Here is a 16,295-nt window from a genome sequence, read left to right as displayed (position 1 = left end):
ACTTATTTGGAGTATTCAAAGGCTTTCGGTGGCAATCTGCACGATGGTCCATTTTCCCTTCGTGCGTTTTGCAAGGTCTTACGGGCTAGGGCATCCGTGCCCGACTGTCGCAGTCACGCGAGGCTCTTCTTCAGCGCGCTCATGCGCGCGTGACAGGCCCGGATCTTCGGCAGTTCGAGGCCCAGCAGCGCCTGGACGTCGACGTCCGCGTCCTTGAGCGCGTCTTCGTAGGCCGCGAGGATGCGGTCCTCGGTGGCCTCGAGTTGGCCGACATAGGTCGCGTCCTTGTCGGAGGCCATGCCGGCACGCGCGTCGGCGTAGGCTTCGCGGAACCTGCCGAACAACGTACCGCCCTGCGCTGGGTGCTCTTCATTGGCCGACACCTTCACCGCCAGCGCCTGGATGACGGCGTTCTTCACCTGCGCCATCTCCTCGAACACTTGGCGCAGTTCGGGACTTTTCACTTCGCTCAGGGCGCGGCAGTAGAAGCGCTCGCCATCACGGGTAATCTCGATGAGCTCGTTGAGGGTGTGGGTCTTGTCGTTCATGGCCGTTCTCCGGAGAAAGCGCCAGGCAGGCGCGGAACAGGCCCGGATCGTCATGGGTCGCCGCAGCGGGCAGAGGGCGTCGCGTGACCGGGCCAGGTTGAGCGAAGGATAAATAGCTCCATTCGGCCTTGTGGTCGCAATCGACATGCCACGCCCAGCCAATTAAATCCCTTTACTATTCAATGGCTTGGAAATACAGAGGAAGTTATCTTCATGCACGCTGCAGGATAAGGCACTATCGACCGTGCAACTTGCACGGCAATTACGGGACTAAGCAAACGCCGAGCTGCAGAAAACGAGAAAAAGGCAGCCGCTGCGATGCGCATCGAGCGCATCCGGGACATAGCCGAGCGCGTTGAACGGGGAGTATGAAAGTGGAAAACAAGATCGAGGCCAGCGGCCGCATTCTCCTGGTGGATGACGAGGCGGCCATCCTGCGCACCTTCCGTTACTGCCTGGAAGACGAGGGCTACACCGTGGCCACCGCCAACAGCGCGGCGCAGGCCGACTCGCTGTTGCAACGGCAGGTATTCGACCTGTGCTTCCTCGACCTGCGCCTGGGCGAGGACAACGGCCTCGACGTGCTGCAACAGATGAAGGTGCAGGCGCCGTGGATGCGCGTGGTGATCGTCACCGCCCACTCGGCGATCGATACCGCGGTGGACGCCATGCAGCTGGGCGCGGCGGATTACCTGGTCAAGCCGTGTAGCCCCGACCAGTTGCGCCTCGCCGCGGCCAAGCAACTGGAAGTCCGCCAGCTCGCCGCCCGCCTGGAAGCACTGGAAGGCGAAGTGCGCCAGCGCAGCAACGGTCTGGGCTCGAACAGCCCGGCGATGATGAAAGTGCTGGAAACCGCGCGCCAGGTAGCCGATACCGACGCCAACATCCTGATCCTCGGCGAATCCGGCACCGGCAAGGGTGAACTGGCCCGCGCCATTCACGGCTGGAGCCGCCGGGCGAAGAAGACCTGCGTGACCATCAACTGCCCGTCGCTGTCCGCCGACCTGATGGAAAGCGAGCTGTTCGGTCACAACCGCGGCGCCTTCACCGGCGCCACCGAGAACACCTTAGGCCGGGTCAGCCAGGCTGACGGCGGCACGCTGTTCCTCGACGAGATCGGCGACTTCCCGCTGATCCTCCAACCCAAGCTGCTGCGCTTCATCCAGGACAAGGAATACGAGCGCGTCGGCGACCCGGTGACCCGCCGCGCCGATGTGCGCATCCTCGCCGCGACCAACCTGAACCTCGAGGACATGGTCCGCGAGGGACGCTTCCGCGAAGACCTGCTTTACCGCCTCAACGTCATCACCCTGAACCTGCCGCCGCTGCGCGAGCGCCCGGAAGACGTGCTGCAGCTGGCGGAGAGCTTCCTCTCGCAATTCGTCAAGAGCTACGGCCGCCCGGCGCGCGCCTTCAGCGCCGAAGCCAGCGAGGCGTTGACCAGCTATTCGTGGCCAGGCAACGTGCGCGAACTGCGCAACGTGATCGAGCGCGCCAGCATCATCTGCCCGCAGGAATACGTCGAAGTCAGCCACCTCGGCATGAGCACCCACAGCGGCGGCAACAGCGCGCCGCGCGTCGGTGAATCGCTGAGCCTGGAACAGTTGGAGAAAGCCCACATCGCCGCGGTGATGGCCACCAGCGAGACCCTCGACCAGGCCGCCAGAACCCTCGGAATCGACGCCTCGACGCTGTATCGGAAGCGCAAACAGTACGGTCTATGAAAGCCATCATGAATCTGCGTGCCCGGCTGTTCCTGGGCATTTCCTCGTTGATGACCCTGGCCCTGCTCGGCCTGTGCCTGGGCGTGTTCAGCGTGATCCAGATGGCGCAGTCGCAGGACCATCTGATCCGCAGCAATTTTGCCGTCATCGAAGTCGCCCAGCAGCTTCGCCAGAACCTGGGCAACCAGCTGGCGCTGTTGCTGGAGCGGCCGGTGCAGACGCAGCGGCTGGAGCAGATCCGCGGCGATTTCCAGCGCACCCTCGACGATGCCATCAAGCACAACGCCAAGGGCCCGGATGTCGAGCAATTGCAGCTCGCGCGCGACGAGTTCGACGCCTACAACGCCTTCCTCGACCAGCCTGGGCAACCGCTCCCGCTCCAGGGCTTCACCGGCAATCCGGCGTTCAGCAAGGCCTACACCCAGCTGCGCGATCACCTGGTGAAGATGCAGCAGGACGCGCTGGGCGACATGCGCAGCGAAGGCGCACACGCACGCAACCGCTCGATCCTGATCGCCATCCTGCTCGGCCTGATCGGCCTGGCCGTTCTGGTGCTCGGCTACATCACCGCACACAGCTTCGCGCGACGTTTCAGCGCGCCGATCGAGGGCCTGTCGAAAGCCGCCGACCAGATTGGCCAGGGCGACTTCAATGTGGTCCTGCCGGTGTCGCCGATCGCCGAGATGTCCACCCTGATCCGCCGCTTCGGCCTGATGACCGAAGCGCTTCGCGAGCTCAAGGAAACCAACGTCGAGGCCCTGCTGCGCGGTCAGCAGCGCCTGCAGGCCCTGCTCGACAGCATTGACGACGGTCTTCTGATCATCGACCAGCGCGGTCAGATCGAACACGCCAACCCGGTCTCCCAGCGCCAGCTGGCCTGGAGCAACGAGCACATCGGCCTCAGCCTGGGCGAGGCACTCAACCAGCCGGCCCTGGACGATGCCGTGCACAAGGTGCTCGGCGACCAGCCGCTGGAGGCACCGCAGGACGACCTGGTGATCGAGGCCGGCGGCGAGACCCGTCTGCTCGCCTGGCGCCTGTCGAACATCAGCGATGCCCAGGGCCGCACGGTGGGCGCGGTGCTGATCCTGCGCGACGTGACCAGCCAGCGTGCCTTCGAGCGGGTGCGCAACGAGTTCGTCCTGCGCGCCTCGCACGAATTGCGCACCCCGGTCACCGGCATGCACATGGCCTTCGGCCTGCTTCGCGAGCGCCTGAAATTCGGCCCGGAGAGCCGCGAGAGCGACCTGATCCAGACGGTCGACGAGGAGATGCGCCGACTGGTCCGCCTGATCAACGACCTGCTGAACTTCTCGCGCTACCAGAGCGGACAGCAGAAGCTGGAGCTACGCCCCTGCGATGTTGGCGAGCTGCTGGAAAACGTCCGTCTGCGCTTCGCCGGCCAGGCCGCCGAGCAGCAGGTGTCGCTGGAGCTGGACATGCAGTTGCCGCTTCCCACCGTGCAGATCGATCGTCCGCAGATGGAACGGGTATTCGACAATCTGCTCGACAACGCCCTGCGCTATACGCCTGCCGGCGGCAGCATTCGCCTGCAGGCGCGGCGCCATGGGGAGCGGGTGATTCTCAGCGTGGAGGACACCGGCGAGGGCATTCCCTACAGCCAGCAATCGCGGATTTTCGAGCCTTTCGTGCAGATCGGTCGCAAGCAGGGCGGTGCCGGTCTCGGCCTGGCGCTGTGCAAGGAAATCGCGCGGCTGCACGGCGGCCGCCTCGGCGTGCACTCGCGCCTCGGCCAGGGCACGGTGTTCTATCTGGCGCTGCCGATCTGAGGCCACTCAGGGCCGCGCGGTCACCTGGTTCAGGCTGAGCAGCAGCGCGGCGGTCTGCGCGTCCGGCTCGCCGTCGAAGCGGGTCGGCCGGTACTTCATCTGGAACGCACCGATCACCTTGCGCGTGGGGCCGTCCAGCACCCCGTGCTGGGGCACTTCGTAGCCCTGCACGGCGAGCTGTTGCTGCCACCAGAGCACCGACGGCAACGCCTGCGCGAACTGGGCCTGATAGCGCGCCACCAGGCCCGCGTCCGGCCAGGGCACCAGCCCGGCATCGGCCAGGCGCTTCCAGGGAAACATGGGCCCCGGGTCGGTCTTGCGCTGCGGCGCGATATCGCTGTGGCCGATGATGCTGCCCGGCGGCAGATCATGGCGCTTGACGATGTCCTTGAGCAGCACGATCAGCGCATCGATCTGCGCATCGTCGTAGGGAATCCAGCGCAAGGTGCCGTCCGGCTGCTCCTCGAAGCCCGGGTTCACCAGCTCGATGCCGATGCTGCTGGCGTTGAGCCAGGTACGCCCCTGCCACTGGCTCACACCGGCGTGCCAGGCGCGGCGGTTCTCATCCACCAGGCGATAGGTTATCACCGGGCTGGTGCTGATCAGGTAATGCGCGCTGACCTCGCCCTGGGTCAGCATGGCCAGCGAGCGCGGCAGATCGACGGAGGTGTAGTGGACCACCACGTACTGGATGCGGCTGTTCTGCCCTATCGAGGTGAACGAGGTGTCGAGGCGCGGGCCGCTGCTGCAACCGGCGAGAAGGAAAAGGACAAGCAAAACGGCTGAACACTTCATGGCGAAATGACGGCGACAGTATAAAGAGTGGAACAGCATAACCACTCTAAGGCGCCCCGGCAGCTTTCCGGGCGAACGTCGAAACGGCATCCCCGGCAAAAACCTCGACCTTTTGGCATTTCCACGTGCCGCTCGGCGGATGCGGTTGTTTGCCGCGGAACACCAGGCTGTTATAGAAGCTCTATTTAAGCGAAGCGGCGTTTGCGACGAACTCGCGCGCTGATCAGCTAAGGACGACGAACGTATGCGCCGCGCATTGCTTTGGTTCAAACAGGATCTCAGGCTCGATGACCATCCGGCATTGTGGGCGGGTATGGAGGCGGACGAACTGATCCCGGTGTTCATCCTGGACCCCAAGTGGGTCAGGAGCGGACCGCTGGGCGCGCGTCGCCTGGGCGTTCATCGGGCCCGTTTTCTTCTCGAAAGCATTACCGCCCTGGACAACTCGCTGCGCGCGCTGGGATCGCGGTTGCTGTTGCTGCCCGGCCATCCCGAAGACGTGATTCCCGATCTGGTCCAGCGCCTGGATATCCAGGAAGTGCTGACGCTGGAAGAGATCGCACCGGAAGAGCTCACCCAGCTGGCGGAGGTCCGTTCGCGCCTGGGCCATGTGCGCCTGCGTGAATTCCAGGGCAATTCGCTGTTCCGCATGGAAGAGCTGCTCAAAGGCCTTGAGCAGATGCCGCAGGTCTACAGCGAGTTCTGTCGGGTCGTAGAGCAGCGCCTGCCGGTGTTCCAGCCGCGCCCGGTGCCGCGCAGCCTGCCGGTCTTCCCGCAGGCTGCGCAGGACATGCTGCTGCCGATGCCCACGCTGTCGCAACTGGGCCTGGGCGAACCGCTCAGCGTGCCGAACAGCGCCTTCCCCTTCGCCGGTGGCGAGCCGGCGGCGCAATCGCGACTGCGCGACTACCTCTGGGAACGCCAGGGTGTGCGCAACTACATCGAAAACCGCCACGGGCTGATCGGCACCGAGTACTCCTCGAAGCTCTCGCCCTGGCTGGCCAACGGCAGCCTGTCGCCGAGAAGGGTCGCGGCCGAACTGCGTCGCCACGAGTCGCGCTACGGCCGCAACGAGTCCACCCACTGCCTGTGGCAGAAGCTGCTCTGGCGCGAATTCTTCCGCCTGACCCTCGAGCGCCACGGCCAGGCGTTGTTCGAGCCCGGCGGCGTGAAAGCGACCGCTCGCGCGCCGGACAAGATCGACGAACGCTTCCAGCAGTGGTGCCAGGGACGCACCGGGATGCCGATCGTCGATGCCAACATGCGCGAACTGGCCGATACCGGGTTCATGTCCTACTGCGGCCGGCAGATCGTCGCCAGCTACCTGGTTCACGACCTGAAGCAGGACTGGCGCCACGGCGCCGCCTGGTTCGAGGAACACCAGCTCGATTACGACCCGGCGAGCAGCTGGGGCAACTGGGCCTACGTCGCCGGTTACGCCAGCGATCCGAAGCGCAGCGACACCTTCAACGCCTTGCGCAAGGCGCGCGATCTCGATCCGGAGGGCACCTACGTCAGCCTCTGGCTGCCGGAATTGCGCGTGGTTTCGCCGCAGCTGCGGCACACGCCGTTCCTGCTGCCCTTGCTGCAACTGGAGATGATCGACTATCCACGCCTGTCGAAAGTCCCGGAATCCTGGACCGACTACCTGCCCAATGCCGAGGAGCAGTTCTACGGCGTACCCAATGAGGACAAGGAGTCGTTGCAGGCGTCATAGCGCTCACTCTCGATACGATTGCGCCCGCCACGCTTGGCGCGATACAGCGCCTGGTCTGCGCGCTCGAAGACCTGTTCGGCCACCTCGCCCGGGTGATACGCGGCAAGACCGCCGGACAGCGTGATCGTTACCGGTTGCCCCTTGAAGTGGAACGGACAGGCCTCGATGGCCGTGCGCAGCACGTCGAGCAGCTTGAGCCCGCCTTCCATCGGCGTGGAAGGCATCAGCAGCACGAACTCCTCACCGCCGAAGCGCGCGATGAAATCGGTCACCCGCACCCGCTTGGCCAACTCGCCCGCGATGATCTTCAGCACCTTGTCACCGGCGAGGTGGCCATACTCGTCGTTGATCCGCTTGAAGTGGTCGATATCCAGCACCGCCATCAGCAGCTCGCCGCCATAGCGTTGCCAGCGCGCGCCCTCGATTTCCAGACGCTCGTTCCACGCCGCCCGGTTGGGTAGACCGGTGAGCGCGTCGACCAGCGCCTTCTGCCGCTGCTCCTCGAGGTTCTCGCGAAAGCCCTTGGCTTCCTGCGCCATGCTGGCGACCCGCTCGACCAGCGTCTGCAGCCGGCCGGCGATCTGCTCCTCGCGCTGGTCGCGCTGGCGCTGGTACTCGTCCATGGTATGGAGCAGCCCTTCGAGGCGGCTTTCGATCACCTGCTTAAGGCCGGACAGATCATTCGCTTCCTGCACGCTGCTGTGCAGCCCGGTGACCTGCTGGCGCAAGTCGCTGTCCAGCTCGCGCGCCGACGCCAGGCCATCGACGTAGCCCTCCTGGGCGTCCACCAGGCTGCCCTGGAAACTCGCCAGGCGCTCGTTGAGCTGTCGGAGATACACCTCGAACTCGTGCTGCCCGCTGCCGACCACGGCCTGCATCAGCACGGCCAGGTCCTCCAGCACCGGAACCAGCTCATACCAGTTTAGGCCGCCGCGAATCCGCTCGGCGAGCGCCGCGGACTGCGCGTGATGGCTCTCGGGCAACGGCAATTCGTCGAGCATGCCCAGCAGGATCGCCTCGACCCGGGCCGCGATGACGATGTAGGCCGGCTCGCTCTGCGCCGGCAGCGCATAGGCGGGATCGGCCGGCTCGAGTATCGCGGCGGCCATCGGCAGGCTGTCGAGGTGCATGCGCGGAAGGCCGACTCCCGCGGTCACTTTCGGCTGGGCCGGCAGCGCCTGGGCGACCGCCTCGGCATCCGGTTCGACCAGCGGCAAGGACTCTTCGGCAGGCGGCGCCGCAACGTCATCCGCGAGCGCCTCGCCCCCGGCGGAAATCGGCGGCGGCGCGACAGCGGCCTCGGCGGCAGGCTCGCCAAGAGCGCGCGGCGGACTCTCGACCGGCCCTTCATCGGTATCGGCCGCATCGACGGGGTCACGCGTGCCGAACAACCGCTGCAATAGGCCGGGACGCTCCTTCTCGTCGTTTTCCAGCTGGGTAAGCGCCTGGCGTTGCAGGTCGCTGAGCTCGATCATCAGCGCCGGCAATTCGCGTGTCTGCCCGGCGCGCTCTTCGATGCCGCGGGCGAACCGCTTCAACGCCTTGCGCACGTCGCGGGGCAACGGCAGCTGCTGCAACTGGGTGACCAGCGAGGCAAGCGCGCCGTTGAGCTGGCCGACGCGTTCCCCGCGGCGGCGCTCGGAATCGAGCACGGCCTTTTCCAGGCGTGGAATCAGCGCCGACAGGCTGGCGTCGAAGTCGTCGCGACGAACGATCTCGCGCAGCTCCTGCATGCACTGGTCGACGCCGCGGTCGCTGCCCTCGGCGGCGAGGCTGCTGCGCACCAGGCCGCGGCGCAGCAGATCGAGGCGAACCGCCCAGCGCTTCTCGAGCCGCTCCTGCTGCTCGAGGCTTTTCAGGTACTTGTCTTTCCAGCGCTGAAGATCGTCGCTCATGGCTCCACCGGTGTGAACGGGCGCGGCACCAGCGCAGAATCGCCACCGAGGCTGCTCGGCAGGCGGATTTCGACGGCGACCGGCAAGTGGTCGGAAATGGCCTGGCTCAGCACTTCCACTCGTTCGAGAGCGAGACCGGGGCTGAGCAGGATGTGGTCCAGGCAACGCACCGGGCGCCAGCTCGGGAAGGTCGCCTCCACCTGTGGCGCCAGCAGCCCGAGATCACGCAGCGGCGAATGTTCGATCAGGTCGGCGGCGAGGGTGTTCATGTCACCCATGAGGATCTGGTGGCGATAGCCGCCGATCAATTCGCGGATGTAGGCGAGTTGGCGGGATCGCGTCTTCGGCCCCAACGACAGGTGCATCATCACCACGACCAACGCGTCCTCGCCTTCGCCGAAGCGCATGAGAATCGCGCCGCGACCGGGCGGGCCGGGCAGCGGGTGGTCTTCGAGCTGGCTGGGGTTCAGCCGGCTGAGCAACCCGTTGCTGTGCTGGGCGAATCGTCCGAGGTTGCGGTTGAGCTGCTGGTACCAGTAGGGAAACTTGCCCAGCCGGGCCAGGTGTTCGACCTGGTTGACGTAGCCCGAGCGCAGGCTGCCGCCATCGACTTCCTGCAGGGCCACTAGGTCGTAACCGTCGAGCAGCGCGCCGATGCGCTGCAGGTTCAGCGACCGTCCGCCGTGCGGCAGCAGGTGCTGCCAGCTGCGGGTCAGGTAGTGGTGATAACGGGCGGTGCTGATTCCGACCTGGATATTGAAGCTGAGCAGGCGCAGGCGTCCGTCAGCCGGCAGGCCGTTGGACAAGAGAAAATGCGGGTTGACCTGCGCATTGCACAGGCTGACCGCGCGTTCAGAACTCCAGCGCCGCAACATGCCACGCTCCCGCGCGCGCCGCTCAACGTGCGGCACGCTCCTTCTCGATCAGGAAGTCGGCCAGTTTCAGCGTTTGCTCCGGGCCGCCGGCGGTGCCCAGGTCGAAACGGTACTTGCCATTCACGACCATGGTCGGCACACCGGTAATCTGGTAGGCCATGGCCAGCTTCTTGTCCTTCTCCATCTGGCTCTTCACGCCGAAGGAGTTGAAGGTCTTCAGGAAGGCTTCCTTGTCGACACCCTGGTCGGCGAGGAAGTCGGCCATCTCGTCTTCGTCGGCGAGCTTCTTGCCTTCCTTGTGGATCGCTGCGAAAACGGCGTCATGCACCTTGGCTTCCACGCCCATGGCTTCCAGGGTGATGAACAGCTGGCCGTGCACGTTCCACACGCCGCCGAACATGGCGGGTACACGAACGAAGTTCACGTCATCCGGCAGCTTCTTGGCCCACGGGGTGATCGTAGGCTCGAACTGGTAGCAGTGCGGGCAGCCGTACCAGAACAGCTCGACCACTTCGATCTTGCCGGGCTTGGATACCGGTACCGGGTTGCTCAGCTCGATGTACTGCTTGCCAGCCTCCGGATCGGCGGCCTGGGCGAGCCCGCCGATCAGACCCGCGGTGGCGAAAACGGCGCTGAGGATCAGGTTACGCATGCATGACTCCTTGGGTTTCATAGCCGCCCACGGCGGGCCTGGCTTCGACCGAGGCAAACGGTTCGGGTTCGAGCTATTGTAGCGGCGCCGGAAACGAAAAAGGGTGGCCATCGCCACCCTTTTTCCTACCCTTCGGCCGGCTTCAGTGCAGACCCTGGATGTAGCTGGATACCGCTTCGATATCCTTGTTGCTGAGCTTGGCGGCGATACCGCGCATGATCATGGTGTCGCCGTCGTTGGTGCGATTGCCTTCGCGGAAGTCGGTCAACTGCTTGGCGACGTAGGCGGCATGCTGGCCGCCGAGATGCGGGAAGCCGGCGGCGAAGTTGCCGCTGCCGTCGGGCGAATGGCAACCGGTGCAAGCTGGCATGCCGTCAGCTACCTTGCCACCCCGGAACAGCGCCTCGCCCTGCTTGACCAGCGCCGGATCGGCAGCGCCGATGGCGATTTTCTGGCTGGAGAAATAGGCGGCGATGTCGGCCAGATCCTGATCGTTGAAGCCCTCCAGCAACCCGGTCATCTCCAGCACCTTGCGGCCGGTACCCGGTTCGGCGGTCGGCGAGGTGCCGGCCTTGATGTCTTTCAACTGCTTCAGCAGGTAGCGCTCACCCTGGCCAGCCAGCTTCGGGAAGTTGGGCGCAGGGCTGTTGCCGTCCGCACCATGGCAGGCACCACAGACAGCGGCCTTGCCCTGGCCGGCAGCGGCATCACCCGCAGCGTGGGCCATACCGGTGATGCCCAGGGTCAACAGCAGACTCACGAGTACTTTGTTCATCAGCTAATCCAATTACGGCTAAGGTTGAAAGAGTTATGGACCGGGCTCATGGCGCACAAATGGGACCAGACAAGCCTCGGCTTTGCAGTCCATGCACAACCCGCGAGGCGGCATACAGCGAGACCGCCATGAGGTTCGCGTCTTGTCGCGCGAATCCATGGATCGACGTGAACTCACCCCCGTGCAACAGGATGAAAGCGCACACAAAATCTGCGGCATTATATACTGGCGTCGCCGAAACGGAAACGAAACCGCCTCCTGCGACACCCGGTCGCACTCTGGAAAACCCATGTCATTCAAGAACCCGATTCTCGGTCTGTGCCAACAGGCCGCCTTCCTCATCAGCGCAGCAAAAGTCGACCAATGTCCTGCGGACGAAGGTCTGGAAGTGGCGTTCGCCGGGCGCTCCAATGCCGGCAAGTCGAGCGCGCTGAACACCCTCACCCATGCCAGCCTGGCGCGCACCTCGAAGACGCCGGGGCGCACCCAGTTGCTGAACTTCTTCAGCCTCGACGAGCATCGGCGCCTGGTCGACTTGCCCGGCTACGGCTACGCCAAGGTACCGATCCCGCTCAAGCAGCACTGGCAGAAACACCTGGAAGCCTACCTGAGCAGCCGCAACAGCCTGGCCGGGCTGATCCTGATGATGGACATCCGCCATCCGCTCACCGACTTCGACCGGATGATGCTCGACTGGGCCACCGCCAGCCGCATGCCGATGCACATTCTGCTGACCAAGGCCGACAAGCTCGCCTACGGCGCGGCAAAGAACGCTCTGCTCAAGGTGCAGCGCGATATCCAGCAGGGCTGGGGCAAGGACGTGGTGAGCATCCAACTGTTCTCGGCGCCCAAACGCCAGGGCATCGAGGAGGCGCAGCTGGTGCTCGCGCAATGGCTGGGACTACTGGACGACGAGGAAAAGGAAGACCAGCCTGAGGAATAGGCCCTGGTCGAAATGCGCGCGAAAAAAAACCTCGAACTTCGTATGGGGAGGGAGAAGTTCGAGGTTTAAGTCCGGACCGCTAGGGCGGGGTCCAGATATCTGCCAACACTAAAACACAACAAGGAGCATTGAACGGCTTCACCCATTCAGAATCTGTGACCGGCCAGCTCCGGAAAAAGTTCCCGCCCGGGGCGCGGACCCGGGCCTGGAATCAGTGCGCTTCGTCCCAGTTGGCGCCGACGCCGGCCTCCACCAGCAGCGGCACGTCAAGCGTCGCGGCGCCGCTCATCAGCGCGCGGACCTTCTCGCGAATCGGGTCGACCAGGCCCTCGCGCACTTCCAGCACCAGTTCATCGTGCACCTGAAGGATCACCCGGGCGTCCAGTTCGGATTCGTCCAGCCAGGCCTGCACCGCCACCATCGCGCGCTTCATGATGTCCGCCGCCGTGCCCTGCATCGGCGCGTTGATCGCCGTGCGTTCGGCCGCCTTTCGCAGGCCCTGGTTTTTCGCGTGGATTTCCGGCAGGTACAGGCGCCGGCCGAACAGCGTCTCCACGTAGCCCTGATCGCTGGCCTGCTCGCGAGTGCGTTCCATGTAGGCGAGCACGCCCGGATAACGGGTGAAGTAGCGGTCGATATAGGCCTGCGACTGCTTGCGGTCGACGCCGATCTGCTTGGCCAGGCCGAAAGCGCTCATGCCGTAGATCAGCCCGAAGTTGATCGCCTTGGCGCTGCGCCGCTGCTCGTGGGTCACTTCTTCCAGGCTCACGCCCATGACTTCGGCGGCCGTCGCGCGGTGCACGTCGAGGTCGTTGCGGAAGGCATGCAGCAACCCTTCGTCCTGCGCCAGGTGGGCCATGATGCGCAGCTCAATCTGCGAGTAGTCCGCCGCCAGCAGCCGGTAGCCGGGCGCGGCGATGAACGCCTGGCGGATGCGCCGCCCCTCGGCGGTGCGGATCGGGATGTTCTGCAGGTTCGGGTCCGACGAGGACAGCCGCCCGGTGGCGGTGACCGCCTGGTGGTAGGAGGTATGGATGCGCCCGGTGCGCGGGTTGATCTGTTCCGGCAGGCGGTCGGTGTAGGTGCTCTTGAGCTTGCTCAGGGTGCGGTACTGCATGATCACCTTGGGCAGCGGGTAATCCTGCTCGGCCAGTTCGGCGAGCACCGCTTCGGCGGTCGACGGCTGGCCGGTGGCGGTCTTGCTGATCACCGGCAGGCCGAGCTTTTCATAGAGGATGGCGCCGAGCTGCTTGGGCGAGCCGAGGTTGAACTCCTCGCCCGCCAGCTCGAAGGCTTCGCGTTGCAGCGCGACCATCTTCTCGCCCAGCTCCAGGCTGTGACGACCCAGCAGGTTGGCGTCGACCAGCGCACCGTTGCGCTCGATGCGCGCCAGCACCGGCACCAGCGGCATCTCGATGTCGCGCAGCACGCCCGCCAGCGAAGGCGTGGCCTGCAGCTTCTCCCAGAGCGTCTGGTGCAGGCGCAGGGTGACGTCGGCGTCCTCGGCCGCGTAGGGGCCGGCCTGCTCGAGGGAAATCTGGTCGAAGGTCAGCTGCTTGGCGCCCTTGCCGGCGATGTCCTCGAAACGGATGGTTTCGTGCTCGAGGTAGCGCTGCGCCAGGCTGTCCATGTCGTGACGGGTCGCCGTGGCGTCCAGCGCATAGGACTCGAGCATGGTGTCGAAGGCCACGCCGCGCACCTCGATCGGCACCGAAGCGTTGGCCAGCACGTTGATGTCGTACTTGGCGTGCTGGCCGACCTTGGCCTTGTTCGGGTCTTCGAGCAGCGGCTTGAGCGCGCGCAGCACGGCGTCGCGGTCGAGCTGTGCCGGCACGCCCATGTAGGAATGCGCCAGCGGCACGTAGGCGGCCTCGAACGGCGTCACCGCGAAGGACACTCCGACCAGCTCGGCGACCTGCGCATTGATGCTGGTGGTCTCGGTGTCGAAGGCGAACAGCTCGGCGGCCTCGAGCTTCTTCAGCCAGGCGTCGAACCGCGCCTGGTCGAGGATGGTTTCGTACTGCTGCGACACTTCCGCCTGCAGGTGATCGCTGCCTGGCGGCGGCACGTCCGGCGCGTCGAACAGGCCACCGCTGGCGGGCTGTTCGAGCTTCCTGGCCTTCGCTTCGCGCTGCAGGTCTTCCAGCCAGCTCTTGAACTCCAGTGCGCCGTAGAGCGCGGCGAGCGCCTCGCGGTCGGGCTCGCCGGGGTGCAGCGAGTCGATCTCGATGTTCAGCGGCACGTCCAGCTTGATGGTCGCCAGCTCGTAGGAGAGGTAGGCCATCTCCTTGTGCTCTTCGAGCTTGGCGGCCAGCGACTTGGCTCCGCGCAGCGGCAGCTCGGCGACCTTGCCGAGGTTGGCGTAGATCACGTCCAGCCCGCCGCCGATGCCGGCCAGCAGGCCCACCGCGGTTTTTTCGCCGACGCCGGGCACGCCGGGGATGTTGTCGATCTTGTCGCCCATCAGCGCCAGGTAGTCGATGATCAGCTCGGGGCCGATACCGAACTTCTCGACCACGCCGGCCGGGTCCATCACCAGCCCGGTCATGGTGTTGACCAGAGTGACGTGCGGGCAGACCAGTTGCGCCATGTCCTTGTCGCCGGTGGAAATCACCACGTCGCGTTTTTCGCCCGCGGCCTGGCGCGCCAGCGTGCCGATCACGTCGTCGGCTTCGACGCCTTCGACGCACAGCAGCGGGAAGCCCAGCGCGCGAACGCTGGCGTGCAGCGGCTCGACCTGGTCGCGCAGGTCATCGGGCATCGGCGGCCGGTTGGCCTTGTAGTCGGCGAAGATGGCGTCGCGGAAGGTGCCGCCCTTGGCATCGAAAACCACGGCGAAGGGGCTTTCCGGATACTGTTTGCGCAGGCTCTTGAGCATGTTCAGCACGCCCTTCACCGCGCCGGTCTGCATGCCTTTGGAGGTGGCCAGCGGCGGCAGGGCGTGGAAGGCGCGGTACAGGTAGGAAGAGCCGTCCACCAGGACGAGGGGGGCTTGGGACATGCGTGGGACCAACCTTTTGCATAGGGCCGGGTTAGAATGACCGGACCGTTGACGTTAAAGAAGGAAGGTTAACATGCGCGCACCCACCTACCTGCTGACTGGCCTGCTGGCTTGTCTGCCCTTGGCGGCGATCGCCCAGGAACGGCCCGATGCCGACCCCGAGGTGACCATTCGCCAGGACGGCGACAAGACTGTGCAGGAATACCGCCAGAACGGCTTTCTCTACGCGATCAAGATCACCCCCAAGCATGGCAAGCCGTACTTCCTGGTGCGCGCCGACGGCAGCGACGGCAACTTCATCCGCTCGGACCAGCCCGACATGCTGATTCCGGCCTGGGAAATCTTCAAATGGTAGGACGCTGATGTCGGTATTCACGCCGCTCGAACAGCCGCAGCTGGAAACCTTCCTCGCGCCCTACGGACTCGGGCACCTGAGAAGTTTCCAGGGTATCGCTGCGGGTAGCGAGAACAGCAATTTCTTTGTCAGCCTGGAGCACGGCGAGTTCGTCCTCACGCTGATCGAGCGCGGCCCTTCGCAGGATCTGCCGTTCTTCATCGAACTGCTCGACGTGCTGCACGGTGCCGAGCTGCCAGTGCCCTATGCGCTGCGCAGCGCCAACGGCGACGCCCTGCGCAGCCTGGCTGGCAAGCCGGCACTGCTGCAGCCACGACTGCCGGGCAAGCACGTCGCCCAGCCGAACGCGCACCATTGCGTGGAGGTCGGCACCCTGCTGGGCAAGCTGCACAAGGCGACCTGCGAGAAGCCGCTGCAGCGGCGCAGCGACCGCGGCCTGGACTGGATGCTCGGTGAGGGACGGCGTCTCGGTACGCAACTGCCCGCCTCCGCCGCCAACCTGCTGCAGCCGGTACTGGACGAGATCGAGGCGCAGCGCGCGGCGATCCTCTCGCTACCGCAGGCCAACCTGCATGCCGACCTGTTTCGCGACAACGTCCTGTTCGACGGCCCGCACCTGTCCGGGGTGATCGACTTCTACAACGCCTGCAGCGGGCCGATGCTCTACGACGTGGCGATCACCCTGAACGACTGGTGCTCCAGCGCCGACGGCGCCCTCGACCTGCCCCGCGCCCGTGCTCTGCTCGGCGCCTATGCCAGCCAGCGGCGCTTCGGCCCGGCCGAGGCGGAACTCTGGCCGGTGCTGCTGCGCGTTGCCTGCGTGCGCTTCTGGCTGTCCCGGCTGATCGCCGCCGATGCCAACGCCGGGCAGGAAGTGCTGATCCACGACCCCGCCGAATTCGAGCATCGCCTGGCGCAGCGCCAGCGGATCGACCTGGCCCTGCCGATCGCGCTGTAGGGCATCGGACCGGCGCACCGCGACCGGGCATTGCCGATGGGCTTCCGTCCACGCGATACGGTGAGGCGCTGGTGGGCAATGGTGGGCTGAAGCCCACCCTACTACTGCGCGTTGTAGGGCGTGCGAAACCCGCGATCGAGGCACATTCGAGATAGGGACACGTGCCTACGTGATGGCGCGGCTACGTAGGGTGGGCTTTAGCCCGCGCGATACTGCACGGCCCCGGCCGGGCTGAAGCCCACCCTACGGGTACTGCGCGATCTGCCG

Annotated in this window: 13 protein-coding genes; 6 read left to right on the top strand and 7 right to left on the bottom strand. The window is 65.4% G+C overall.

Annotated elements, in window-relative coordinates:
- Nucleotides 1-113 precede the first annotated feature (113 nt).
- Nucleotides 114-548 (bottom strand): ferritin-like domain-containing protein, encoded by a 435-nt coding sequence (locus B2X67_RS13525; RefSeq protein ID WP_286785812.1) that lies wholly within the window; start codon nt 546-548, stop codon nt 114-116.
- A gap of 374 nt (nt 549-922) precedes the next feature.
- Between B2X67_RS13525 and algB the strand changes: the two genes are divergently transcribed.
- Nucleotides 923-2,272 (top strand): sigma-54-dependent response regulator transcription factor AlgB, encoded by a 1,350-nt coding sequence (gene algB / locus B2X67_RS13520; protein WP_286785811.1) that lies wholly within the window; start codon nt 923-925, stop codon nt 2,270-2,272.
- A complete protein-coding gene (locus tag B2X67_RS13515) occupies nt 2,269-4,062 on the top strand; it encodes an ATP-binding protein (protein WP_282344649.1) in 1,794 nt (597 codons plus the stop codon). Before algB ends, B2X67_RS13515 begins: the two co-directional genes overlap by 4 nt.
- A 6-nt stretch (nt 4,063-4,068) precedes the next feature.
- Here B2X67_RS13515 and B2X67_RS13510 read toward each other — a convergent pair whose 3' ends face one another.
- Nucleotides 4,069-4,857 (bottom strand): N-acetylmuramoyl-L-alanine amidase, encoded by a 789-nt coding sequence (locus B2X67_RS13510; RefSeq protein ID WP_282344651.1) that lies wholly within the window; start codon nt 4,855-4,857, stop codon nt 4,069-4,071.
- 244 nt (nt 4,858-5,101) lie between these two features.
- Between B2X67_RS13510 and B2X67_RS13505 the strand changes: the two genes are divergently transcribed.
- Nucleotides 5,102-6,574, top strand: coding sequence for a DASH family cryptochrome (locus tag B2X67_RS13505; RefSeq protein ID WP_090224459.1), 1,473 nt, complete (start codon nt 5,102-5,104; stop codon nt 6,572-6,574).
- Here B2X67_RS13505 and B2X67_RS13500 read toward each other — a convergent pair.
- From B2X67_RS13500 to B2X67_RS13485, 4 genes are all read right to left on the bottom strand, one after another.
- Nucleotides 6,529-8,469: a GGDEF domain-containing protein gene (locus tag B2X67_RS13500; protein WP_286785810.1), complete on the bottom strand. Its 1,941-nt coding sequence runs from the start codon at nt 8,467-8,469 to the stop codon at nt 6,529-6,531. The two genes, B2X67_RS13505 and B2X67_RS13500, sit on opposite strands and share 46 nt — an antisense overlap.
- Nucleotides 8,466-9,344: an endonuclease/exonuclease/phosphatase family protein gene (locus B2X67_RS13495; protein ID WP_286785809.1), complete on the bottom strand. Its 879-nt coding sequence runs from the start codon at nt 9,342-9,344 to the stop codon at nt 8,466-8,468. The genes B2X67_RS13500 and B2X67_RS13495 overlap by 4 nt, the downstream gene beginning before the upstream one ends.
- A gap of 22 nt (nt 9,345-9,366) precedes the next feature.
- Entirely contained in the window at nt 9,367-9,996 is a 630-nt protein-coding gene (locus B2X67_RS13490; protein ID WP_282341351.1) for a thiol:disulfide interchange protein DsbA/DsbL, read from the bottom strand.
- A 142-nt stretch (nt 9,997-10,138) separates the two neighbouring features.
- Entirely contained in the window at nt 10,139-10,771 is a 633-nt protein-coding gene (locus B2X67_RS13485; RefSeq protein WP_273231044.1) for a c-type cytochrome, read from the bottom strand.
- A 289-nt stretch (nt 10,772-11,060) separates the two neighbouring features.
- Here B2X67_RS13485 and yihA point away from each other — a divergent pair, with 289 nt between their 5' ends.
- Entirely contained in the window at nt 11,061-11,714 is a 654-nt protein-coding gene (yihA, locus tag B2X67_RS13480; RefSeq protein WP_282341354.1) for a ribosome biogenesis GTP-binding protein YihA/YsxC, read from the top strand.
- A gap of 211 nt (nt 11,715-11,925) precedes the next feature.
- Here yihA and polA read toward each other — a convergent pair whose 3' ends face one another.
- Complete coding sequence (gene polA / locus B2X67_RS13475) at nt 11,926-14,715, bottom strand: DNA polymerase I (RefSeq protein ID WP_286785808.1); 2,790 nt, start codon at nt 14,713-14,715, stop codon at nt 11,926-11,928.
- Nucleotides 14,716-14,788: 73 nt separating this feature from the next.
- Here polA and B2X67_RS13470 point away from each other — a divergent pair, with 73 nt between their 5' ends.
- Both B2X67_RS13470 and B2X67_RS13465 read left to right on the top strand, forming a co-directional pair.
- Nucleotides 14,789-15,070: a DUF2782 domain-containing protein gene (locus B2X67_RS13470; protein ID WP_090224468.1), complete on the top strand. Its 282-nt coding sequence runs from the start codon at nt 14,789-14,791 to the stop codon at nt 15,068-15,070.
- Between the two features lie 7 nt (nt 15,071-15,077).
- Nucleotides 15,078-16,028: a homoserine kinase gene (locus B2X67_RS13465; protein WP_286785807.1), complete on the top strand. Its 951-nt coding sequence runs from the start codon at nt 15,078-15,080 to the stop codon at nt 16,026-16,028.
- The last annotated feature ends 267 nt before the right edge of the window (nt 16,029-16,295 follow it).

It is taken from the genome of Pseudomonas sp. UBA3153 (genome assembly GCF_002364635.1).
In the GTDB taxonomy this organism is placed as follows: Bacteria; Pseudomonadota; Gammaproteobacteria; order Pseudomonadales; family Pseudomonadaceae; genus Pseudomonas_O; species Pseudomonas_O kuykendallii.
This window is presented reverse-complemented; position numbering and strand designations above follow the sequence as displayed.